The following is a 22,606-nucleotide window of genomic DNA, read 5'->3' as shown; positions in this document are numbered from 1 at the left end:
CATGCCGGCGCTCACACGGATGACGGCCCGCTCAGTGGTGTTGAGCGTGCTGTTGGGTGCGCATCCAGCGTGGGCGAGCGCGGCCGAACTGGTCCGGCTGACAGCCGATTTCGACATCAAAGAGTCCACGCTGCGGGTGGCGCTGACCCGGATGGTCAGTGCCGGTGACCTGGTGCGCTCCGAGGACGGCTATCGGCTGTCCGACCGGCTGTTGACCCGGCAACGTCGGCAGGACGACGCGATCGATCCGCGGCTGCGGGATTATGACGGGCAGTGGTCGATGCTGGTGATCACCAGTATCGGCACCGATGCCCGTACCCGTGCCTCGTTGCGCAACGCCTTGCAGCAGTACCGGTTCGGTGAGTTGCGGGAGGGTGTGTGGATGCGCCCGGACAACCTCGACCAGGTGTTGCCGCAGGAGATCGTTTCCCGCACCCGGCTGCTGCAGGCCCGTGACGCCGATCCAGCCGGGCTGGCCGGCGCGCTGTGGGACCTTCCGGGGTGGCGTCACACCGGCGAGCAATTGCTGCAACAGATTTCGGCTGCGACCGACGTCCCGGGTCGGTTCGTCGCAGCGGCGGGCATCGTGCGTCACCTGCTGGCGGACCCGGTGCTTCCCGACGAGCTACTGCCGGACCGGTGGCCGGGGGCCGAATTGCGCAAGGCCTACACCGACTTCGCCGCCGAACTCGTCGCGCGACGCGACCAGACCGAACTCCTGGAGGCCACGTGAGCGACGCAGTCCGGGTCGAACGCAACGGTGCGGTGACCACCGTCGTCATCGACCGCCCACATGCCCGCAACGCGGTCGACGGTCCCACGGCCGCGGCCCTGTTCGCCGTGTTCGAGCAGTTCGACGCCGACGACGACGCTGCGGTTGCGGTACTGACCGGTGCCGGCGGCACCTTCTGTGCCGGAGCCGATCTCAAGGCGTTCGGCACCCCGCAGATGAACCAGCTGCACCGCGCCGGGCCCGGTCCGATGGGCCCGAGTCGAATGGTGTTGTCCAAGCCGGTGATCGCCGCGATCAGCGGGCATGCCGTGGCCGGTGGTCTGGAGCTGGCGCTGTGGTGTGACCTTCGGGTGGTCGAGGAGGACGCCGTGATGGGCGTGTTCTGCCGCCGGTGGGGCGTGCCGTTGATCGACGGTGGCACCGTCCGGTTGCCGCGCCTGATCGGGCAGAGCCGGGCGATGGACCTGATTCTGACCGGGCGTGCCGTCGACGCGACCGAGGCCCAGGCGATCGGTCTGGCCAACCGCGTCGTGCCCAAGGGGCAAGCTCGCGCCCATGCCGAGGAGCTGGCCGCCGAACTGGCCCGGTTACCGCAGCAGTGTCTGCGGGCCGACCGGCTCTCGGCACTGCACCAATGGGGCGAGACCGAAGAGGCGGCAATGGAATTCGAGTTCGCCAGCATCTTCGGTGTGCAGGATGAGGCCGCCCACGGGGCGGGCCGGTTCGCCGCCGGCGCCGGTCGGCACGGGGCTCGCGCCGACCAACCCCGCGGCGACTAACCCTTGTTGACGGTGTTGTTGCTGCCGGTGTTGTTGACCTTGGGGTCGCCGGCGGCGTAGCTGATGGTGTTGTTCAGCCCGACGATGGTCAGGCCCTTGTCGATCCGTTCGAAGGTGATCTTGTTGTCGGATCCCCCGACGTTGACGTTGGCGCAGGTGCCCTTGACCGTCAGCGTGTTGTTGGTGCCGCCGACCGTGAGCGACTTGCCGTCCGCGCAGTCGATCTCCGTCGTGGTGCCGACCGACATGTAGTTGATGGTGTTGCCGACCTCCACGTTGACGCCGGAGGATCCGGCGGTGGCACTCGGGCTGGTGGTGTCCGAACTTTCCGAGCCACACGCCGCAAGCGTGAGCGCGGCAACGGCGGCACCGGCGCCGAGGATCAACGGGGCGGGGCGAAAACGGGCGATCACGGGTCTGTCTCTACTTTCTTCCTCAGGCTTCCTCACGCGGGTACGCGGCTGATCTGGTTGACCAACGCCAGTTCACGGCCGCGGTCGATCAGCGCCGGGTCACCGTTCTTGAAGAAAACCGTCTGATCCCAGCCGTACACGGTGATGTCGTTGATGACGTTCTCCGCGATCACCACGTTGGAGGACCCCTGCACCGTCACGGCCCAGCAGGTACCCATCGCGTTGATCCGGTTACCGGTGCCGTTCACCAACAGCGTGGAGTTGTTGCAGTCCAACGTTTGTTCGAGGCCCTGGCCGGTGATGTGGGTGTCGCCGTTCTTGGCTGCTGCGCTGGGCACCCCGACGGTCGAGGCGAGCGGCAATGCGAGCACACCGACGGCCAGCCCAACGAGCTTCGTCCGTCCCACAGCTGTCCAATTCACGGTGAGATCCCCTTCCGATCCGCTGCGACTCTGCTGCAACGCACAGTCCGCTGCAACGAAGAGTACGGGGCGGCCTCGGCACCGCGGCAGGTGTTGCCCAGTTTGACGCGGGCGGCGCCGACGAGTCGCGGGCGGTGTCCGTGCTGGGTACCGTGGTCAGCAATGCGTCGGTGTGTTGCTCGGGCTGCTGCCGTGGCGGTCACGGCCGTGGTGACCGTCGCGGGGTGTGCGCACACCATCGACGGGGCGGCTCAGCGTGCGTCGACTGACACCGCCGATCCAGACCGCAGCTTTGGATACGTCGACGACCGGTGTGGGCTGTTGGTCGACAGCACGATCCAGGAGATTCTCACCGCCGACAACATCGTCCGGCCCTACAGCGGCGCGGTGTGTCAGTACGTGCTGTCACGCAAGCTGAACCCCGGCGCCGGGCCGGATTCCGAATCGCTGGCGATGCTCGACGTCATCTTCGCGTGGTTCGAGGAGGGATCTTTGGCGCGTGAGCGGGCGGTGGCCCGCAGCCGCAACGCCGAGATCACCGATGTCGTGGTGGAACGGCACCAGGCGTTCCTGGCGCGGCGGGACGTCACCGGTGCGGCCTGTTCGGCGACCGCGGCCGCCGGATCAGGCGTGATCAGCTGGTGGGTGCAGTTCCGGGGCGCCGGCAGCGTCGGCAAGGGCGACCCGTGCCGCGACGCCAAGAAGCTGCTTTCGGCCACCCTGCAATCGGAACTCTGACGTGGCGCACCGCTCCCGCACTGCGTTGTGCCTGGCCGCCGTGGCGGCCGGGCTGATGACGCTGGCCGCCTGTGGTCGGTCCGACACCGCGCCGCCCCCGGAGCCGGAATCCATCGGCGGGGGCTTTCACGGCGCGGATTGCAACGGCATCACCGATGCCGACATCGTCGAGGCGGTGGGCTCGTCGATGTTCAGCAAGGCCGTGGTCAGCGACACCGGCTGCTTCTGGCAGGAGAACTCGATGCTGGGCACCTTCGGTGCGGGCATGGGCATCTCCACCTGGTGGTACCGGGGTAGTGACATGGACACCGAGCGCACGTTGGAGACGCGAGCCGGACGGACTCTGACGGAGCTGACGATCGACGGGAACAAGGGTTTCCGTGCCGCGGACGCGAACGTGTGCAGCATCTATGTGGCCAAGGGCGACGACGTCGTCACCTGGTCGATCCAGACGATGAACCCGGCCACGCTGCCCGATCTGTGTCAGATCACTGAGAAACTCGCCCGGCTCAGTCAGGGCCGGGTGAACTGATCTGACCTGCCTGAGGGGCTAGAGTTTCACGGCGACCCCACGGGGGCCGTATACGTGAACCCCAAGATCCCCTCGACCCGAAGGCAGTGCCCACATGTCAGCTCGGCCGGAGCCCCAGGCGGCTGGCACCAAACGTGCCCAGGTACGGCCGGCGCGGACCACCAAGCTCAGCCGCGAGACCATCGTCAACGCGGCACTGACGTTTCTGGACCGTGAAGGTTGGGATGCGCTGACGATCAATGCGCTCGCCGGGCAGCTCGGCACCAAGGGGCCGTCGCTCTACAACCACGTGCACAGCCTCGACGACCTGCGCCGGACTGTGCGCATGCGGGTCATCGACGACATCATCGAAATGTTGAACACCGTCGGCGCCGGCCGGACCCGCGATGATGCGGTGTCGGTGATGGCCAGTGCCTACCGCAGCTATGCGCACCACCATCCGGGCCGCTACTCGGCGTTCACCCGCATGCCGTTCGGCGGCGACGACCCTGAATACTCGGCAGCCACCCGGGCCGCGGCCGGACCGGTGATCGAGGTCCTGGCCTCCTACGGGCTGCAGGGGGAGGACGCGTTCTACGCCGCCCTGCAGTTCTGGTCGGCCCTGCACGGTTTCGTGCTGCTGGAAATGACGGGTGTGATGGATGACATCGACACCGATGCGGTGTTCACCGATATGCTTCGGCGGTTGGCCTCCGGTATGGGGCAAACGGGGTCGTAGCGTCTGACCTGGGAATAGGTCGTCGTGAGCGGGTTTGGTTCGGCACGGCCAGCCCTGGTATTGTGGTAGATCGTGCCTGGCCGGAAGGCGCACGCGGCTGAGTGCTTCGCAAGCGTGCCCGCACGCCGGGCCACTCTGCATGTCTATCACGCATCGGAATTCCGCCGGTGTAGGAACGTGCGACACGCCCGGACGCGGGGTACGCGGTCGGGGGATAACTGCAGTACAGAGACTTAAACAGCAAGAAGCAACACAGAGAAAGCCGGTACATGCCAACCATCAACCAGCTGGTCCGCAAGGGTCGCCGCGACAAGGTCGCCAAGGTGAAGACGGCGGCTCTCAAGGGCAGCCCGCAGCGCCGCGGCGTGTGCACCCGCGTGTACACCACCACCCCGAAGAAGCCGAACTCGGCGCTTCGCAAGGTCGCACGCGTGAAGCTGACCAGCGCGGTCGAGGTCACCGCTTACATCCCCGGTGAGGGCCACAACCTGCAGGAGCACTCGATGGTGCTGGTGCGCGGCGGTCGTGTGAAGGACCTCCCCGGCGTTCGCTACAAGATCATCCGCGGGTCGCTCGACACCCAGGGCGTCAAGAACCGCAAGCAGGCCCGTAGCCGTTACGGCGCGAAGAAGGAGAAGAGCTGATGCCGCGCAAGGGACCCGCGCCGAAGCGTCCGTTGGTCAACGATCCGGTCTACGGGTCGCAGCTGGTCACCCAGCTGGTCAACAAGGTTCTGCTGGACGGCAAGAAGTCGCTGGCCGAGCGCATTGTCTACGGTGCGCTGGAGCAGGCCCGCGACAAGACCGGTACCGACCCGGTCGTCACCCTCAAGCGCGCGCTGGACAACGTCAAGCCCGCCCTGGAGGTGCGTAGCCGTCGCGTTGGTGGTGCCACCTACCAGGTGCCGGTCGAGGTGCGCCCCGATCGCTCCACCACGCTGGCCCTGCGCTGGCTGGTGAGCTTCTCCAAGGCCCGTCGCGAGAAGACCATGGTCGAGCGCCTCGCCAACGAGATCCTGGATGCCAGCAACGGCCTCGGTGCCGCTGTGAAGCGTCGTGAGGACACTCACAAGATGGCCGAAGCGAACCGGGCTTTCGCGCACTACCGCTGGTGATACCCGCGCCCGGCATCCAGCGTCGGGTGCAGGCGGGCGCGTAATCGAACACCTAATCAAGCAAGCGAAAGAGTTGGGAAGACTTCCGTGGCACAGGACGTGCTGACTGACCTGAACAAGGTCCGCAACATCGGCATCATGGCGCACATCGACGCCGGCAAGACGACGACGACAGAGCGCATCCTCTATTACACCGGCGTCAACTACAAGATCGGTGAGACGCACGACGGTGCCTCCACGACCGACTGGATGGAGCAGGAGCAGGAGCGTGGTATCACCATCACCTCCGCCGCCGTCACCTGCTTCTGGAACGGCAACCAGATCAACATCATCGACACCCCCGGGCACGTCGACTTCACCGTCGAGGTGGAGCGCAGCCTGCGCGTGCTCGATGGTGCCGTCGCCGTGTTCGACGGCAAGGAAGGTGTCGAGCCGCAGTCCGAGCAGGTGTGGCGTCAGGCCGACAAGTACGACGTGCCGCGGATCTGCTTCGTCAACAAGATGGACAAGCTCGGTGCGGACTTCTACTTCACCGTGCAGACCATCAAGGACCGCCTCGGCGCCAAGCCGCTGGTGATCCAGCTGCCGATCGGTGCTGAGAACGACTTCGAGGGCATCGTCGACCTGGTCGAGATGAAGGCCAAGGTGTGGCGTGGCGAGACGAAGCTCGGTGAGAGCTACGAGACCGTCGAGATCCCGGCCGACCTGGTCGAGAAGGCCGAGCAGTACCGCAGCGAGCTGCTGGACACCGTCGCCGAGACCGACGAGGAACTTCTGGAGAAGTACCTCGGTGGCGAAGAGCTCACCATCGATGAGATCAAGGGCGCCATCCGCAAGCTGACCGTGAACAGCGAGCTGTACCCGGTGCTGTGCGGCAGTGCGTTCAAGAACAAGGGTGTGCAGCCGATGCTGGACGCCGTCATCGACTACCTGCCCTCGCCGCTGGACGTCGAGTCGGTCAAGGGTCACGTCCCCGGCAAGGAGGACGACGAGGTCCTGCGCAAGCCGTCGGTCGACGAGCCGTTCGCCGCACTGGCATTCAAGATCGCCGTGCACCCCTTCTTCGGCAAGCTCACCTACGTCCGGGTGTACTCGGGCAAGGTCGAGTCCGGTGCGCAGGTCATCAACGCCACCAAGGGCAAGAAGGAGCGGCTGGGCAAGCTGTTCCAGATGCACGCCAACAAGGAGAACCCCGTCGAGTCGGCCTCCGCTGGTCACATCTACGCGGTGATCGGTCTGAAGGACACCACCACCGGCGACACCTTGTGCGATCCGAACCAGCAGGTCGTGCTCGAGTCGATGACCTTCCCGGATCCGGTGATCGAGGTGGCCATCGAGCCCAAGACCAAGAGTGACCAGGAGAAGCTGGGCACCGCGATCCAGAAGCTCGCCGAAGAGGACCCCACCTTCAAGGTGCACCTGGACGCCGAGACCGGCCAGACCGTCATCGGCGGCATGGGCGAGCTGCACCTCGACATCCTCGTCGACCGTATGCGTCGCGAGTTCAAGGTCGAGGCCAACGTCGGCAAGCCGCAGGTGGCCTACCGCGAGACCATCCGCCGCAAGGTGGAGAAGGTCGAGTTCACCCACAAGAAGCAGACGGGTGGCTCGGGCCAGTTCGCGAAGGTGTTGATCGACCTCGAGCCGTTCGTCGGCGAGGACGGTGCCACCTACGAGTTCGAGAACAAGGTCACCGGTGGCCGCATCCCGCGTGAGTACATCCCGTCGGTGGATGCCGGTGCGCAGGACGCGATGCAGTACGGTGTGCTCGCCGGCTACCCGCTGGTGAACCTGAAGGTGACGCTGCTCGATGGCGCCTACCACGAGGTCGACTCCTCGGAAATGGCGTTCAAGGTGGCGGGTTCGCAGGTGCTGAAGAAGGCCGCTCAGGCGGCCCAGCCGGTCATCCTGGAGCCCATCATGGCTGTCGAGGTCACGACGCCCGAGGACTACATGGGCGACGTGATCGGCGACCTGAACTCCCGCCGTGGTCAGATCCAGGCCATGGAGGAGCGCAGCGGTGCGCGTGTCGTCAAGGCACAGGTGCCGCTGTCGGAGATGTTCGGCTATGTCGGCGACCTTCGGTCGAAGACCCAGGGCCGGGCGAACTACTCCATGGTGTTCGACTCGTACGCCGAGGTTCCGGCGAACGTGTCGAAGGAGATCATCGCGAAGGCGACGGGTCAGTAAGCTCTGGCCCGCCCCTCAGCGGAATCACAACTGAACACATCAACACTGCTTAAGTACAAGCACCAACACAGTCCAGGAGGACACCACAGTGGCGAAGGCGAAGTTCGAGCGGACGAAGCCGCACGTCAACATCGGGACCATCGGTCACGTTGACCACGGCAAGACCACGCTCACCGCAGCAATCACCAAGGTTCTGCACGACAAGTACCCCGATTTGAACGAGTCGCGCGCATTCGACCAGATCGACAACGCGCCTGAAGAGCGTCAGCGCGGTATCACCATCAACATCTCGCATGTTGAGTACCAGACCGAGAAGCGCCACTACGCACACGTGGACGCCCCCGGCCACGCCGACTACATCAAGAACATGATCACCGGTGCCGCCCAGATGGACGGCGCGATCCTGGTGGTCGCCGCGACCGACGGCCCGATGCCGCAGACCCGCGAGCACGTGCTGCTGGGCCGTCAGGTGGGTGTGCCCTACATCCTCGTGGCGCTGAACAAGTCGGACATGGTCGACGACGAGGAGCTCCTCGAGCTCGTCGAGATGGAGGTCCGCGAACTGCTGGCCGCCCAGGACTTCGACGAGGACGCCCCGGTGATCCGGGTCTCCGCGCTGAAGGCGCTCGAGGGTGACCCCAAGTGGGTCAAGTCGGTCGAGGACCTCATGGAGGCCGTCGACGAGTCGATCCCGGATCCGGTTCGTGAGACCGACAAGCCGTTCCTGATGCCCGTCGAGGACGTCTTCACCATCACCGGTCGTGGCACCGTGGTGACCGGTCGCGTCGAGCGTGGCGTGATCAACGTCAACGAAGAGGTCGAGATCGTCGGCATCCGCCCGACCACGACCAAGACCACCGTCACCGGTGTGGAAATGTTCCGCAAGCTGCTCGACCAGGGCCAGGCCGGCGACAACGTCGGTCTGCTGGTTCGTGGCATCAAGCGCGAGGACGTCGAGCGTGGCCAGGTTGTGGTCAAGCCCGGCACCACCACCCCGCACACCGAGTTCGAGGGCAGCGTCTACATCCTGTCCAAGGACGAGGGTGGCCGCCACACGCCGTTCTTCAACAACTACCGTCCGCAGTTCTACTTCCGTACCACGGACGTGACCGGCGTGGTGACCCTGCCCGAGGGCACCGAGATGGTGATGCCCGGTGACAACACCGACATCTCCGTCAAGCTGATCCAGCCCGTCGCCATGGACGAGGGCCTGCGCTTCGCGATCCGCGAGGGCGGCCGTACCGTCGGCGCCGGCCGGGTTACCAAGATCATCAAGTGATGATCTGACCTAGCACGACGAACGGCGCTCACCCGAAAGGGTGGGCGCCGTTTGCTATTCCACGGACTTCTGGCCTGGACACGTGGGGACTCGATATAGTGCGCCATTAGCCGATGGCGAAAGAGTTGACGGCTACGAGCTCCCGCCGAAAGCCGAGGTATGACGTGGACGTCGAGGTAACCGAACCGACGCCGACGGTGACGGCGCGCGCCGAACAGATCCGCGGTCAGCTGACCCCGTCGCGAATCGTCGCGGGCATCTCGACGACAGTCGCCGTTGTCGCGGTAGCGGCTCTGATCGGGGTGACCACAAAGCGGCCGGAGACCGCGCCGGCCGAGAACACGGGCCCGGCCGTCGCCGCGTCGTCGCCCGCGGCACCGGCGCCAGCGCCAGCGCTGGCACCGGCACCGGCGAAACCGGTTGCCGCCCACTCGGTCGCACCCAACTTGGAAGCACTTCTGCCGACGTCACCGTCGGCCTCCGCCCCGAAGCCCGTCGCTGCGGCCACACCTGCGATCGATTCGGGTGGGGGACTGGCCGACATCTTCGCCGTCCCGACCGTGCCGCCGGCCAAGGTCGTTTCGCCGGCTCCGCCGGTCCCGGCTGTGTCGGCGGCTCCTGCTGCCGTGCCCCCAGCATCGGCCGCCGCACCGGCCTGGCCGGCTCTCGACTTCGGCCTCGGACCGGTGAACCCCGCCTGGCAGTCCGCCGTTGCGGCGGCGAACGCACAGCCCGGTATCGACGCGTTGATCAGTGCCGTGACCGGGACGACGGGGTGGGTCGGCAACGGGGCACTGAACGTGTTGGCCAACTTCCTCATCGCGTGGGACAACCAGAACCGCCAGAATCCCTGGGGAAATCCGGCGGTACCTCCGGCGGACGGGCTATCGGCGTTGATGCTGGGCCCGGCCGTTGCAGCCGGTGCGAACCTTCCTGCGGTGGACTGGACGAAGGTCCCCCCGCCGCAGCTGCCGCCGATTGATTGGACGAAGATCCCACCACCGCAGCTCCCGCCGATCGATTGGACGAAAATCCCGCCGCCGCAGCTGCCGCATTTCGAGGATCCGTTCGCCAAGCTGCCGAGCATCACCCGGGCGATCGGGCTCCCGTTCTGATCCCTCCCATGTGGTGGGCGCCGTTTCGTGCGTTGGCCTGGATTCTCGTTCGGTGTAACGCGTGTGACAGCTGAGCCGATCTCTATTGCATAGACGAGCTACACGGGTTGGGGACGACATGTTGCGACAGATGTGGGCGTTGGCGGCGGCCGCCGTGCTCGGTGGGTCGGCGGTCGGGCTGGCCGCGAGCCCAGCACAGGCGGCGCCCGGTTGCCCGGATGTCCACTGGATCGGCGTCGCCGGTTCCGGTGAGCGTGACGATCCGACGGCCGATGCCGGCATGGGCCGGGTGGTCTACAACTCTCTGCGAGACCTCGGCGGGTGGGTGCAGCAGGACGGCCGGACGATGACTGCCGAGGCCGTGGTCTATCCCGCCGCGCCGGTCCCCGCCGACGGCGACCTGCTGGGCTGGGGCGGTTTCATGAGCAGTGTGGACGCCGGGGTGGCGGCGCTGGCCAACCAGTATGCGGCGTTCACCCAGCAGTGCCCGTCGACCAAGGTGGTGCTGGCCGGCTATTCGCAGGGTGCGATGGTGGTACACCGAAATCTGGCGGCTCTGGCCGGTAGCCCGAATCTGGCGGCCGCCCTGTTGGTCGCCGACGGCGACCGGTTGCCGACCGATCCGACGCTCAACCTCGGCACGGCGACCGCGATACGCGGAGCCGGTAAAGGTGTGGCGCAGGACTGGCCGATCCTGGCCCATGCCCCGGGCCCGCTGCCCGCCTCGATCGGCAACCGCACGATCAGCGTGTGCGACCGCGGCGACGCAGTCTGCGATTACGATCCGGACGCCGACGAGGTGACGGCCACCGCAATCGCCGTGCACACCAGCTACGCCCGCTCCAGCAGCGGAGGGTACCGGTGGACCCGACCGCTGTACGGGCTGCTGGGTCCGTCGCCGATGCAGCAGGTGGTGCCGACGGCCGTCGCGGCCGATGGCGTCGTTCACTCCTGACCTGGGCGGTTGCGGGCGTTAATCTGATGGCGCCCAGCCGACGACGGGAGCGCGCGATGTCCACTTTCTGGCGTTACGTACGTATTCAGGCTTTCGTGCTGATGTGTGGCATCGTCGGCCCCATTTTCTTGACCATCTACTTCGTCACCGGCGGTGATCCGATGATGAAGTGGATGTTCTGGACGGGCCTGTTGATCACCGCGGTCGACGTGCTGATCGCGTTGGGGATCACCGCCGCCGGGTCGAGGTCGGTCGCGCAGAACAGCCGGCTGGAAGAGGTCGGCGTGCTGGCACTGGCCCAGGTCACCGGTATCCACGAGACCGGAACCCGCATCAACGAACAGCCTTTGGTGAAATTGGACCTGCAGATCTCCGGGCCCGGCCTCGCGCCGTTCGCCAGCCAGGATCGAGTACTGGCCTCGGTGTCACGGCTTCCGATGATCACCAACCGCAAGTTGGTCGCCCTCGTCGACCCGACCACCAACGAGTACCGGATCGATTGGGAGAGAAGCGGTTTGATCGGTGGGCTGATGCCAGCGACGTTCGCCATCGCCGAGGAGAACAAGACCTACGACCTGACCGGTCAGTCCGGCCCGTTGATGGAGATACTGCAGATCCTCAAGGCACATGGCATCGGGATCAACAACATGATCGATCTGCGGTCCAATCCTTCGGCGCGCCAACAGGTTCAGGCTGTGGTTCGGCGCGCGGCGGCCGAGGCGGCGCCTGCAGCGCCTGCGGCGCCGTCCCCGGCACCGGGCGCACCGTTGCTCGTGCCGCCGGCACCCTCGACGGCGCAACGTCTCCAGGAGCTCGAAACCTTGCGCGCGACGGGCGCCATCAGCGAAGACGAGTACACCGCGAAGCGGCAGCAGATCATCGCCGAGCTCTAGATTTTGGGTTGTCCCACTGACTGGCCCCAGTCCAGGAACACGTTCTACTTCTGGTGTTAGCCTGTGCCCAGACTCCAGAAAGGACCCTGGCATGGCGGCAGGTAAGGCAACGTCGTTGGAAGGCCGGGTGGCGTTTGTCACCGGCGCTGCACGCGGTCAAGGGCGGGCCCACGCGGTGCGGCTGGCCAACGAGGGCGCCGACATCATCGCGATCGACGTATGCCGACCGGTCGATGACACCATCACCTACCCGGCCGCCACATCGGAGGAACTGGCCGAGACGGTCGCCGCGGTGGAGGCCGCCGGCCGCAAGGTACTCGCGCGCGAGGTCGACATCCGGGACCTGGCCGCCCAGCAGCAGGTCGTGGCCGACGGTGTCGAGCAGTTCGGCCGGCTCGACATCGTGGTGGCCAATGCCGGTGTGCTCAGCTGGGGCCGGCTGTGGGAGCTCAGCCCAGAACAGTTCGACACCGTCATCGACGTCAACCTCAACGGCACCTGGCGGACCATCCGCGCGGCGGTTCCGGCCATGATCGACGCCGGCAACGGCGGGTCGATCATCATCGTCAGCTCGTCGGCGGGAGTGAAAGCCACTCCGGGCAACGGTCATTACGCGGCCTCCAAGCACGGCCTGGTGGCGTTGACCAACACCCTGGCGCTGGAGGTGGGCGAGTACGGTATTCGGGTCAACTCGATCCATCCCTACTCGATCGACACTCCGATGATCGAACCGGAGGCGATGGCCGAGATCTTCGCCAAGTTCCCGAGCTTCCTGCACAGTTTTGCGCCGATGCCGTATCACAAGGTGACCGACGGCAAGAACGAAGGACTCGCGGCGTTCATGGCGCCCGAGGAAGTTGCCGATGTGGTGGCGTGGTTGGCCGGTGACGGGTCGGCCACGTTGTCGGGCAGTCAGATCGCGGTCGATCGCGGCGTGCTCAAGTACTGAGGTTCCGCCGGGCCGCACCGGCACCGGCCGCGGGGCCGGGGACGTTGCCGTCACCTCCGTCGTTGAGCGCACTGTGATGCCGGCTCCACAACAGGTAGAAGGTCAACACCGACGCGACCCAGAGCCCGAACCACAGCCAGGTGACGGATGGCAGGCCGTAGAGCACGAACAGGCAGGCCAGCACGGAAAGAACTGGGGTTACCGGGTATCCCGGCACTTTGAAGGCCCGGGGCAGCTCTGGCTCCCGCACCCGCAGGATGATCACTCCGACCGAGACCACGATGAATGCCACCAGGGTGCCGATGGACACCAGATCCCACAGATAGTCCAACGGCACGAACCCGGCGAGGCCGCCGGTGACCACTGCGACGACGACCGTGTTGTTGACCGGGGTCATGGTGCGCGGGTTGACCTTGGCGAACAGCGGCGGCAGTAGGCCGTCGCGGCCCATGGCGAACAGGATGCGGGTCTGGCCGTACATCACCACCAGGGTGACCGAGAAGATCGAGATGACCGCGCCCGCAGCCAGAATCGTGCTCGCCCAGGTCTGGCCGTGCAGAATGTCGGTGAGCATGACCGACATCCCGGCCTCGGCCTGCTCGTCAGAGCCGAACGCGTCGGCGGACTGGGTGCCCAGGCCGGCGAACGCCACCAGGATGTAGACGCTGGTGACCACCACCAGAGCCGCGAGGATCGCCCGGGGCATGGTCTTTTGTGGATTCTTCACCTCGTCGCCTGCGGTCGACACCGCGTCCAGTCCGATGAAGGTGAAGAAGATGGTGCCGGCCGCGGCGGTGATGCCGGTGAACCCCTTGTCCCAGAACCCGGCGAAATGATCGGTGCTGAACGCGGTGAACGCGACGGCGACGAACATACCGAGCACGCACAGCTTGAGGATCACCATGACCGTGTTGACCGCCGCGGATTCACTGGCTCCCCGGATCAGCAGGAGCGCACACATCACGATCAGCACCGCCGCGGGCAGGTTGATGATCCCCGGGTCGTCACCCCAGGGCGCCGCCGACAGCGCGTGCGGGAGACGCCGGTCAAAGACGTTCTCCAACAGCTTGTTCAGGTAACCGCTCCAGCCGACTGCCGTCGCCGACATCGATACGCCGTATTCGAGCAGCAGGCAGGCTGCGACGCCCATCGCGATGAACTCGCCCATCGTGGTGTAGGCGTAGGAGTAGGTGGATCCCGAAACCGGCACGGCGGCAGCCATTTCCGCATAACAGATTGCCGACAACCCGGCGGCGACACCGGCAGCCACGAACGAGACGAGAACCGCGGGACCGGCTTTGGGCACGGCCTGCTGCAGCACGATGAAGATGCCGGTGCCGACTGTTGCCCCGACACCGAACAAGGTGAGCTGAAACGTGCCGATGCTTCGGCGCAGGCGGTCGGAGGCGCCGTGGGCCACCGGTGCACCGATGGCCGGTCTGCGCCGCAACATCTGGCCGGTCAGGTTGTTGGCTGGGGCCGCCATCGTGCCTCCTTGTCGCCGATCAACCGATTATCGGCGCGCCTCGGCCAAGGTGTCGGCGAATTGGTCAACGGCCCAGTCGAGCTCGTCGGCGGTCACCACCAGGGGCGGCGCGAACCGCAAGGTCGAGCCGTGAGTGTCCTTGACCAGCACACCGCGTTCGGCCAGCGCCAGGCCGAACTGCTTGCCGGTGCCGAGAACCGGATCGATGTCCACGCCGGCCCACAGTCCCATACCGCGCACGGCATCGACACCGTGGCCGACGAGTTGTCTCAGGCGCTCGTGCAGCCGCTCGCCGAGTTCGGCTGAGCGACGCTGGAACTCGCCACGGCGCAGAATCCCCACCACAGTGGTGCCGATCGTCGCGGCCAGCGGGTTGCCGCCGAAGGTGGAGCCGTGCTCGCCGGGATGCAGCACGTCCAGTACGTCGCGATCGGCGACCACGGCAGACAGCGGGACCACGCCACCGCCCAGGGCCTTGCCGAGCAGGTACACGTCGGGGGCCACGTCCCAGTGGTCACAGGCGAACGTCCGGCCGGTGCGGGCCAGCCCGGACTGAATTTCGTCGGCGATCATCAGCACGTTGCTCCTGGTGCAGATCTCCCGGACCCGGGGCAGGAAGTCGCCGGGTGGGACGATGACGCCGGCCTCGCCCTGGATGGGTTCGATCAACACCGCCACGGTGTTCGTGTCGATCGCATCTTCGGTTGCCCGATGGTCTCCGAAGGGCACGGAGCGGAACCCCGGGGTGTACGGGCCGAAACCGCGGCGCGCGGTGTCGTCATCGGAAAAACTGATGATCGTCGTGGTTCGCCCGTGGAAGTTGTTGTGTGCCACGACGATGTTGGCAGCGCCGGCCGGCACCCCTTTGACGTCGGTGCCCCACTTACGGGCCACCTTGATGCCGCTCTCCACGGCCTCGGCACCGGTGTTCATCGGCAACACCACGTCCTTGCCGCACAGCCCGGCCAGTGCCTCGGCGAACGGGCCGAGTGCCTCGGAGTGGAAGGCGCGGCTGACGAGGGTGAGCCGGTCGAGCTGGGCGTGCGCGGCGGCCATGATCTCGGCGTTGCGGTGGCCGAAGTTCACCGCCGAATACGCGGCCAGACAATCCAGGTAGCGGCGGCCGGTCACATCGGTGATCCAGGCTCCCTCGGCCTCGACCGCGACCACCGGCAGCGGTGAATAGTTGTGTGCGACATGGCGGTTGTCGAGTTCGATCGCCGAGGCGGTCGTGGTGGCCGGCTGCACGTGGTCGAGGGCGGTCATGGATGCAGCTCCAAGGTGCAGCATTTGACCGAGCCGCCGCCTTTGAGAAGCTCGGACAGATCGACGCCGATCGGCTCGAACCCGGCGTGGCGCAGTTGATTGGCCAACCCGGTGGCGGATGCGGGCAGCACCACGTGCCGCCCGTCCGACACCCCGTTGAGGCCAAGCACATAAGCGTCGGCCGAACCCACTTCGATGGTGTCGCTGAACAATTCGCGCAGCGTTTGGCGCGCGGCGGCGCTGAAGGCCGGTGGATAGTAGGCGATCGTCGAGTCGTCGAGCACGGTCAGGGCGGTGTCGAGGTGATAGAACCGCGGGTCGACGAGCTCGAGGCTCGTGACGGGTAGGCCGGTGAGGCTCGCAATCTCGTCGTGGGCACGTCGGTCGGTGCGAAATCCGTATCCGGCCAACAGATTCGACCCGGCAAGAAGCAGATCGCCCTGGCCCTCGTTGACGTGCTCGGTGTACCTCGACCGGTAGCCGTGCGAAGCCATCCACTCGGCGTACGCCTCGGCTTCGCCGGTGCGCTGCGGAAACGCGAAGCGGGCCACCACCGCGGTGTCGCCGATCAGGAAGCCGGCGTTGGCGGCGTAGACCATGTCGGGCAGACCGGGGCGGGGCGTGACGAGTTCGACGGTGTGGCCGAGATCGGTATAGGCCTGCCGCAACGTCTCCCATTGGGCAAGCGCAAGTGCGGTGTCCACGGGGACGGTGACATCCATCCACGGATTGATCGCGTACTCGACGGTGAAGTGCCGCGGCGGGGTCATGGCGTAGCGGCGGGGCGTCGCGGTGCGTGGGTGCGAGGCCGGGCGGGCGGTTTCGGATACGGCGGGGTTCACGAGTTCACCCGAAATCGTCATGAATCGACGATATGAGCGACCTCTGACGCAATCAATCGCATCTTGTTGCTTGTACTGCAGGGATATCTTGCGTCAAACTCGCTATCACGAACATTCGTTGCGTGGAGGTGGTCGTGGAGCGGCTGGATGACACAGACGAACGAATCCTGGCCGAACTCGCCGAGCACGCCAGGGCGACATTCGCCGAGATCGGCCAACGGGTGAATCTGTCGGCGCCCGCGGTGAAACGGCGGGTCGATCGCATGGTCGCCGACGGGGTGATCCGCGGCTTCACCACCGTCGTCGACCGTAACGTCCTCGGCTGGCGCACCGAGGCGTACGTGCAGGTGTTCTGCCAGGGCACCATTGCCCCGGACCAATTGCGCGCGGCCTGGATCGACATTCCCGAGGTGGTGAGCGCGGCAACGGTGACCGGCACCGCCGACGCCATCCTCCACGTACTGGCTCGCGACATGCGTCACCTCGAGGAAGCGCTGGAACGGATCCGCACCACCGCCCGCATCGAGCGCAGCGAGAGCATCGTGGTGCTGTCCAACCTCATCGACCGCAGGCTGCCTGACGCGGACGTGACGTGAGCGGATGGCCTGCACAAACGCAGGGTGGCGCACAACGCTCAACCGCGATCGTGTAAAAACCCCACGTGACTACATCAACGGGATCCGCGGCGGGCATCGTCATCGTCGGCGGTGGTCTGGCTGCCGCCCGGACGGCCGAACAGCTGCGCCGTTCGGAGTTCACCGGGCCCGTCACGATCGTCAGTGACGAGGACCATCTGCCCTACGACCGGCCGCCGCTGTCCAAGGAAGTGCTGCGCGCCGAGACCGACGACGTCACGCTCAAGCCGGCCGAGTTCTACGCCGAGAACAACATCACGTTGAGGCTCGGATCGGCGGCGCGGTCAGTGGACACCGCCGCCAAGAAGTTGACGCTGGCCGACGGCACCGAGGTGGCCTACGACGAGCTCATCATCGCCACCGGGCTGGTGCCCAAGCGCATCCGGTCCTTCGGCGACCTGGCCGGGATCCACGTGTTGCGGTCCTACGACGAGAGCATGGCCCTGCGTGCGGATGCCGGAAAGTCTCGGCGCGCCGTCGTGGTCGGGGCCGGCTTCATCGGCTGCGAGGTGGCTGCGAGCCTGCGCAAGCTCGGTGTCGAGGTGGTGCTGGTGGAGCCCCAGCCGACGCCGCTGGCTTCTGTGCTGGGCGAGAAGATCGGTGCGTTGGTGACCCGGCTGCACGAGGCCGAGGGGGTCGACGTGCGCTGCGGTGTCGGCGTCACCGAGGTCCGCGGTACCGACAAGGTCGAACAGGTGGTGCTGGGCGACGGAACCGAGGTCGACGCCGATCTGGTGGTGGTGGGCATCGGGTCGCATCCCGCGGTCGACTGGCTCGAGGGCAGCGGTATCGAGCTGGACAACGGCGTGGTCTGCGATGACCTGGGCCGCTCCAGCGCCCCGAACGTGTGGGCCATCGGCGATGTGGCGTCCTGGCGGGATCACGTGGGCGGCCAAGTGCGCGTTGAACATTGGAGCAATGTCGCCGATCAGGCGCGGGCCATGGTGCCGGCCATGCTGGGCCAGGAAGCCTCGCCGGTGGTCTCGGTGCCGTACTTCTGGAGCGATCAGTACGACGTCAAGATCCAGTGCCTGGGCGAGCCCGTGGCCGACGACGTCGTGCACGTGGTGGAGGACGACGGCCGCAAGTTCCTGGCCTTCTACGAGCGCGACGGCGTGGTGGTCGGCGTGGTCGGCGGCGGCATGCCCGGAAAGGTGATGAAGGCTCGCGGCAAGATCGCCGCCGGCGCCCCCATCTCCGACGTCTTGGGCTGACTTTCCTGCCCAACACTTCCTGCCGAACACTTCCTGCCCAACACTTCCTGCCGAACACTTCCTGCCGAACAGACGCAAACCCGTACCTTTTCGCGTGAAAAGGTACGGGTTTCTGTCTGCTCGCGGAGAGCTCGCGGGGAGAAGGTACCGCTCAGAACTGGCCGAGGTAGAACCGCGATCCCTGGTCGTCGGTGCACTCGGCCATCAACCCGTAGGGCTGTCGTGACGGCTCCTGCAGCACGGTGCCACCGGCCTCGCGGACCCGGTCGACCGCGGCATCGATATCGGCGACCGTCCACATCGGCACAGCGGTGGACCGGGCCGCACCGCCGGCCATACCCGACATGGGCTGGCTGCCCTGAACAGCCCAGCCGTCGTCGACGCGCCCCGGCTCGAAGCTCCACGACAGCACCTGGCCGTAGAACTCCTTGAATGCCGCCGAATCGGGAACCTCATAGGTGAGGTACGAAAGTTCGCCCGGCCCAGCCCCATTGAGTTCAGGTCGGGGGACCGCGGTGGCCGGCTGGAACACCGCGAACGCGGTACCCGCCGGGTCGGTCGCGTCGAGCACCGTGCCGAACTCCCGCACCTGCGGCTCGCCCACGGTGCCGCCGGCGGCGGTGATCGCCCGCTGTGCCTCGTCCAGATCAGCCACCGCGTAGCAGCAGAACAGCGTGGGCGGGCCGTCGGCGTCGAAGATGCCGATGTGTTGCTCGGTGTTGGTGACCTGGCGCGTGGCCGGATCGAAGGCCCAGCCCAGCACCTGGCCGTAGAACCGGGCGGCACGCTCGATATCCGGGGCCCAAACCGAGACGTAACCGACGTCGCCGTGCTGGATCACCTCGGTGCGGGCACTGGTACCGGTCACCGGCCCCGAGAGCATCCAGCGGTGCCCGGACGGGTCGACGATGGTGGCGGCGCGGGTGCCGTAGTTCTCATACGGCTCGCGCTGCACCTGGGCCCCGTGGGTCCGGGCCCGCTGCAGCACGTCGTCGGTGCTGGCCACGTGCAGCATCAGGCTCACCGAATTCTCTTGTGGGCGAGGCGCCTTCAACCCCAGCTCGGGAAACTCGTCGGCCAGGTAGAAAACTCCACCGGCGATCGCAAGCTCGGCGTGCCCGATCCGGCCGTCCTCCATCACGACGGGTTCGCCAACGGATTCGGCGTCGAACACGTCGACGTACCAGGCGATGGCCGCTCGGGCGTCGTGGGCTGCCAGATAGGGGATCACTGCCGAGCGTGGGGCCGGCGGGCTGTCGGTCGATTCGTTCAGTTCGGCGATCGCAGTGTCGGTTCCGCTCATGTCGACTCCTTCGGTGTGGTCGGGAAGGGTGAGGGCCGATTCCAGCCGCGCCCGTAGTCGGGCCGCGAACGCCGGGTCGGGGGAGACCGGGTGGTCCGCACCGCTCAGCACGGTCAGCGGATCGTGGCTGTTGTTCACGACGTCCCTCCCTCCTGCGCCGGGTTCTGGAATGGGTATTGAGACCTGAAGGCGCGTCGGGCCCGCACCAGCAGGGCTTCGGTGGCGTGGACGGTGCGGCCGATCAACTCGGCGCATTCAGCCACAGTGCAGTCGTCGAGGTACCGCAGGGCGAGCACCGTCCGGTGGTGTTCGGGTAAGCGAGCCAGGACTGCCTCGGCGACAATGCGATCCAGCTCGCCATCCCAGTCGTCGACCGGGTCGACCGGTTCGGGCAGTTCGGCCACCGGCACGCTGAACCGGTCGTGTCGGCGCCGGTAGTGGTCGGCGAGTTTGTGCCGGGCCACCCCGATCAGCCAGGGCACCGAGAGCTGCGGCGGGGATGGTTTGCGGGCCGCGTCCATGGCGGCCAGGAACGTCTCCGACGTCAGGTCCTCGGCGGTTCCGCGGTCACCACAGCGGCGGACGAAGTAGCCGTACACCGCCGGTAGCGCCTCGTCATACAGCGCCAGTAGCTTCCGCGGAGCGTCTGTTTCGGCGCTCACACCCTTATCGTCGCCGCGGGACGCCGATCTCCGACACCCCCTGGGAAAGTTTTTTCAGCGGCGGTCGCCGAGCGCCTCCAGGCCGGGCCTGGCCACTTCGAAGGCCTGGCCGATGGCGTGGGCCAGAGACACCGACTCATCGGCGAGCCAGTGCTCATAGGCCGACAGCGCGACTCCGAGCATCAGCCATCCCACGGTCTGCGGCATCAGGTCACCGGGGTCGGCGCCGATCCGCTGTGCCACGAAGGTGGCGATGACCTCCCGCCAGCCGGCATACATCGTCATCGAATATGCCTGTAGCCCAGCGGTTTCCAGGATCACGCGCATACGAAGACGGTGTTGGGCCATCTCCTGTGCGTCGTAGGTGTTGAAGGACAGCAGCGCCTCGCGCAGTGCGTCGGCCAGCGGTGTGTCGGTGCTGAGCGCGGCCAGCAGCTCACGTAGGTGTTGCAGGTGAGCGTCGAAGTCGCCCCAGGGGATGGCGTTCTTGGAGGCGTAGTAGCGGAACAGCGTGCGGCGCGCGATGCCGGCGGCTTTGGCCACGTCGTCGACGCTGACCTCATCGAAGCCGCGGGTGGCGAACAGGGCCAGCGCGACGTCGGTGATGTGGTCCTGTGTGGTGGACGGACGCCGACCGACCCGGGGTCCGGATGCCTGCCGCATGAAACCGCCCTTCCATTTGTGCACTCGATGCCATATTCTTGCGACTCAGGTCACAAATGTCGAGACCCACAGTTACCGGAACAGCCGAAAGAAAGGTGCGACTCATGGATCAGAACCCGCAGACGGAAACCGAAACCCAACTCGTCACCGAGACGCTCGTCGAAGAGGTCTCGATCGACGGTATGTGCGGGGTTTACTGACGGTGTCCACACAGGTCGCCGAAACGGCTGGGCGCACTGGCGTCGTCTTCGACCCGGATGTCAGCTGGCGATTGCACCATCAGGTGGCGGTGCGGCCAGAACCGTTCGGCGCCCTGCTGTATCACTTCGGAACCCGCAAGCTGTCGTTTCTGAAGAACCGGACGGTCGTCGAGGTGGTCAACTCTCTGGCTGACCACCCCGACGCCCGGTCCGCGTGCCGCGCGGCCGGAATCTCGGACTCCGACCAAGGCCCCTACCTGCATGCGCTGAGCGTGCTGGTGTCCTCGAAGATGCTCATCCCCGGGAACTCACAATGACTTCAGTTGCCCCTGTGCCCAGGCTCGTCGATCAATTCGAGAGCGGGCTCGACGCCCCGATCTGCCTCACCTGGGAGCTCACCTACGCCTGCAACCTGGCCTGCGTGCACTGCCTGTCCTCCTCGGGCAAGCGCGACCCGCGCGAGCTGTCGACGAGGCAGTGCAAGGACATCATCGACGAGCTGGAACGCATGCAGGTGTTCTACGTGAACATCGGTGGCGGCGAACCGACTGTGCGCCCGGACTTCTGGGAACTCGTCGACTATGCGACCGAGCATCACGTCGGGGTCAAGTTCTCCACCAACGGTGTGCGCATCACGCCCGAGGTCGCCGCGAAGCTGGCGGCCAGCGACTACGTCGACGTGCAGATCTCGCTGGACGGCGCCAACGCCGAGGTCAACGATGCCGTGCGCGGCAAGGGTTCGTTCGACATGGCCGTGCGCGCGCTGGAAAACCTCGCTGCCGCAGGCTTTTCCGACGCCAAGATCTCCGTCGTGGTAACGCGGCACAACGTCGACCAGCTCGACGAGTTCAAGGCGCTGGCCGACCGTTACGGTGCCACGCTGCGGATCACCCGGCTACGTCCCTCCGGCCGCGGTGCCGACGTCTGGGACGAACTGCACCCCACGGCCGACCAGCAGCGCCAGCTCTACAACTGGCTGGTCTCCCACGGCGAGCGGGTGCTGACCGGAGACTCGTTCTTCCACCTGTCGGGGCTCGGCGAGCCCGGCGCGCTGGCCGGGTTGAACCTGTGCGGCGCCGGCCGGGTGGTGTGCCTGATCGATCCGGTGGGCGACGTGTATGCCTGCCCGTTCGCCATCCATGACAAGTTCCTGGCCGGAAACATCTTGGAAGACACCGGATTCGGGTCGGGCTTCCAGAACGTCTGGCAGAATTCGCCGCTGTTCCGTGAGCTGCGCGAGCCGCAGTCGGCGGGCGCTTGCAGCGGCTGCGGGCACTACGACGCCTGCCGCGGCGGCTGCATGGCGGCCAAGTTCTTCACCGGTCTGCCGATGGACGGCCCGGATCCCGAGTGCGTCGAGGGCTGGGGCGAACCGGCGCTCGCACAGGAACGCACCAAGCCCAAGCCCAGCGGTGATCATTCGCGTGGCACCAAACAGGGCCCGGTGGCGCTCAAACTGCTGACCAAGCCGCCCGCCCGCATCTGTAACGAAAGTCCGGTGTAAC

26 protein-coding genes are annotated in these 22,606 nt (G+C 66.5%); 18 read left to right on the top strand and 8 right to left on the bottom strand.

Features of this window, described 5'->3' with window-relative positions; genetic code table 11:
- Position 1 precedes the first annotated feature (1 nt).
- Together A5733_RS23375 and A5733_RS23370 are read left to right on the top strand one after the other, a co-directional pair.
- Positions 2 to 733: a PaaX family transcriptional regulator C-terminal domain-containing protein gene (locus tag A5733_RS23375; RefSeq protein WP_076241827.1), complete on the top strand. Its 732-nt coding sequence runs from the start codon at positions 2 to 4 to the stop codon at positions 731 to 733.
- Positions 730 to 1,512, top strand: coding sequence for a crotonase/enoyl-CoA hydratase family protein (locus A5733_RS23370; protein WP_076241826.1), 783 nt, complete (start codon positions 730 to 732; stop codon positions 1,510 to 1,512). Before A5733_RS23375 ends, A5733_RS23370 begins: the two co-directional genes overlap by 4 nt.
- Here the strand turns inward: A5733_RS23370 and A5733_RS23365 are convergent.
- Positions 1,509 to 1,925, bottom strand: a complete 417-nt coding sequence (locus A5733_RS23365; protein WP_076241825.1) for a DUF3060 domain-containing protein — start codon at positions 1,923 to 1,925, stop codon at positions 1,509 to 1,511. The genes A5733_RS23370 and A5733_RS23365 overlap by 4 nt on opposite strands.
- Positions 1,926 to 1,957: 32 nt before the next feature.
- On the bottom strand, positions 1,958 to 2,347 hold the full coding sequence (locus A5733_RS23360) for a DUF3060 domain-containing protein (protein ID WP_076241824.1): 390 nt from the start codon (positions 2,345 to 2,347) through the stop codon (positions 1,958 to 1,960).
- A 162-nt stretch (positions 2,348 to 2,509) separates the two neighbouring features.
- On the opposite strand from A5733_RS23360, the gene A5733_RS23355 reads away from it, so the two are divergent.
- From A5733_RS23355 to A5733_RS23305, 11 genes are all read left to right on the top strand, one after another.
- Positions 2,510 to 3,085 (top strand): DUF3558 domain-containing protein, encoded by a 576-nt coding sequence (locus A5733_RS23355; RefSeq protein WP_067765364.1) that lies wholly within the window; start codon positions 2,510 to 2,512, stop codon positions 3,083 to 3,085.
- Between the two features lie 55 nt (positions 3,086 to 3,140).
- Positions 3,141 to 3,617, top strand: a complete 477-nt coding sequence (locus A5733_RS23350) for a DUF3558 domain-containing protein (protein ID WP_076241885.1) — start codon at positions 3,141 to 3,143, stop codon at positions 3,615 to 3,617.
- Between the two features lie 94 nt (positions 3,618 to 3,711).
- Complete coding sequence (locus tag A5733_RS23345; RefSeq protein ID WP_067765361.1) at positions 3,712 to 4,335, top strand: TetR/AcrR family transcriptional regulator; 624 nt, start codon at positions 3,712 to 3,714, stop codon at positions 4,333 to 4,335.
- A gap of 269 nt (positions 4,336 to 4,604) precedes the next feature.
- Positions 4,605 to 4,979, top strand: a complete 375-nt coding sequence (gene rpsL / locus A5733_RS23340) for a 30S ribosomal protein S12 (protein WP_066901499.1) — start codon at positions 4,605 to 4,607, stop codon at positions 4,977 to 4,979.
- A complete protein-coding gene (rpsG, locus tag A5733_RS23335) occupies positions 4,979 to 5,449 on the top strand; it encodes a 30S ribosomal protein S7 (RefSeq protein ID WP_018601866.1) in 471 nt (156 codons plus the stop codon). Before rpsL ends, rpsG begins: the two co-directional genes overlap by 1 nt.
- Before the next feature lie 87 nt (positions 5,450 to 5,536).
- Entirely contained in the window at positions 5,537 to 7,639 is a 2,103-nt protein-coding gene (fusA, locus tag A5733_RS23330) for an elongation factor G (protein WP_067765357.1), read from the top strand.
- Between the two features lie 88 nt (positions 7,640 to 7,727).
- Entirely contained in the window at positions 7,728 to 8,918 is a 1,191-nt protein-coding gene (gene tuf / locus A5733_RS23325; RefSeq protein ID WP_067765353.1) for an elongation factor Tu, read from the top strand.
- A gap of 164 nt (positions 8,919 to 9,082) precedes the next feature.
- On the top strand, positions 9,083 to 10,033 hold the full coding sequence (locus A5733_RS23320) for a hypothetical protein (RefSeq protein ID WP_076241823.1): 951 nt from the start codon (positions 9,083 to 9,085) through the stop codon (positions 10,031 to 10,033).
- A 118-nt stretch (positions 10,034 to 10,151) separates the two neighbouring features.
- Complete coding sequence (locus A5733_RS23315; protein WP_233152762.1) at positions 10,152 to 10,988, top strand: cutinase family protein; 837 nt, start codon at positions 10,152 to 10,154, stop codon at positions 10,986 to 10,988.
- A 56-nt stretch (positions 10,989 to 11,044) separates the two neighbouring features.
- A complete protein-coding gene (locus A5733_RS23310; protein ID WP_076241822.1) occupies positions 11,045 to 11,881 on the top strand; it encodes an SHOCT domain-containing protein in 837 nt (278 codons plus the stop codon).
- Between the two features lie 91 nt (positions 11,882 to 11,972).
- The gene (locus A5733_RS23305; RefSeq protein WP_067765334.1) at positions 11,973 to 12,830 is read left to right on the top strand and encodes a mycofactocin-coupled SDR family oxidoreductase; all 858 of its coding nucleotides are present in this window, start codon (positions 11,973 to 11,975) and stop codon (positions 12,828 to 12,830) included.
- Here A5733_RS23305 and A5733_RS23300 read toward each other — a convergent pair.
- The 3 genes from A5733_RS23300 to ddaH are packed head-to-tail and all read right to left on the bottom strand — an operon-like array spanning position 12,820 to position 16,445.
- The gene (locus A5733_RS23300) at positions 12,820 to 14,316 is read right to left on the bottom strand and encodes an amino acid permease (protein ID WP_076241821.1); all 1,497 of its coding nucleotides are present in this window, start codon (positions 14,314 to 14,316) and stop codon (positions 12,820 to 12,822) included. The genes A5733_RS23305 and A5733_RS23300 overlap by 11 nt on opposite strands.
- A gap of 27 nt (positions 14,317 to 14,343) precedes the next feature.
- Positions 14,344 to 15,582: an ornithine--oxo-acid transaminase gene (gene rocD, locus A5733_RS23295; protein WP_076241820.1), complete on the bottom strand. Its 1,239-nt coding sequence runs from the start codon at positions 15,580 to 15,582 to the stop codon at positions 14,344 to 14,346.
- Positions 15,579 to 16,445 carry a dimethylargininase gene (ddaH, locus tag A5733_RS23290; RefSeq protein WP_083666403.1) on the bottom strand — a complete coding sequence of 289 codons (867 nt, stop codon included), beginning with the start codon at positions 16,443 to 16,445 and terminating at the stop codon, positions 15,579 to 15,581. The genes rocD and ddaH overlap by 4 nt, the downstream gene beginning before the upstream one ends.
- Before the next feature lie 113 nt (positions 16,446 to 16,558).
- Here ddaH and A5733_RS23285 point away from each other — a divergent pair, with 113 nt between their 5' ends.
- On the top strand, positions 16,559 to 17,020 hold the full coding sequence (locus tag A5733_RS23285; protein WP_067765427.1) for an Lrp/AsnC family transcriptional regulator: 462 nt from the start codon (positions 16,559 to 16,561) through the stop codon (positions 17,018 to 17,020).
- A gap of 65 nt (positions 17,021 to 17,085) precedes the next feature.
- On the top strand, positions 17,086 to 18,273 hold the full coding sequence (locus tag A5733_RS23280; RefSeq protein ID WP_067765320.1) for an NAD(P)/FAD-dependent oxidoreductase: 1,188 nt from the start codon (positions 17,086 to 17,088) through the stop codon (positions 18,271 to 18,273).
- 151 nt (positions 18,274 to 18,424) lie between these two features.
- On the opposite strand, the gene A5733_RS23275 is transcribed toward A5733_RS23280, so the two are convergent.
- From A5733_RS23275 to mftR, 3 genes are read right to left on the bottom strand one after another with little or no spacing between them, the layout of a single operon-like run.
- On the bottom strand, positions 18,425 to 19,714 hold the full coding sequence (locus tag A5733_RS23275) for a VOC family protein (RefSeq protein WP_076241818.1): 1,290 nt from the start codon (positions 19,712 to 19,714) through the stop codon (positions 18,425 to 18,427).
- Complete coding sequence (locus tag A5733_RS23270; RefSeq protein WP_067765317.1) at positions 19,711 to 20,238, bottom strand: RNA polymerase sigma factor; 528 nt, start codon at positions 20,236 to 20,238, stop codon at positions 19,711 to 19,713. The genes A5733_RS23275 and A5733_RS23270 overlap by 4 nt, the downstream gene beginning before the upstream one ends.
- A gap of 54 nt (positions 20,239 to 20,292) precedes the next feature.
- Positions 20,293 to 20,901 (bottom strand): mycofactocin system transcriptional regulator, encoded by a 609-nt coding sequence (gene mftR, locus A5733_RS23265; protein WP_067765424.1) that lies wholly within the window; start codon positions 20,899 to 20,901, stop codon positions 20,293 to 20,295.
- Positions 20,902 to 21,005: 104 nt separating this feature from the next.
- On the opposite strand from mftR, the gene mftA reads away from it, so the two are divergent.
- Genes mftA through mftC form a run of 3 tightly spaced genes read left to right on the top strand, consistent with a single transcriptional unit; the run spans position 21,006 to position 22,605 of the window.
- The gene (mftA, locus tag A5733_RS23260; protein ID WP_076241817.1) at positions 21,006 to 21,101 is read left to right on the top strand and encodes a mycofactocin precursor MftA; all 96 of its coding nucleotides are present in this window, start codon (positions 21,006 to 21,008) and stop codon (positions 21,099 to 21,101) included.
- Positions 21,102 to 21,103: 2 nt separating this feature from the next.
- Entirely contained in the window at positions 21,104 to 21,418 is a 315-nt protein-coding gene (gene mftB, locus A5733_RS23255; RefSeq protein ID WP_076241816.1) for a mycofactocin biosynthesis chaperone MftB, read from the top strand.
- A complete protein-coding gene (gene mftC, locus A5733_RS23250) occupies positions 21,415 to 22,605 on the top strand; it encodes a mycofactocin radical SAM maturase (protein ID WP_076241815.1) in 1,191 nt (396 codons plus the stop codon). The genes mftB and mftC overlap by 4 nt, the downstream gene beginning before the upstream one ends.
- Position 22,606 lies beyond the last annotated feature (1 nt).

This window comes from Mycobacterium sp. NS-7484 (genome assembly GCF_001953975.1).
In the GTDB taxonomy this organism is placed as follows: Bacteria; Actinomycetota; Actinomycetes; order Mycobacteriales; family Mycobacteriaceae; genus Mycobacterium.
This window is presented reverse-complemented; position numbering and strand designations above follow the sequence as displayed.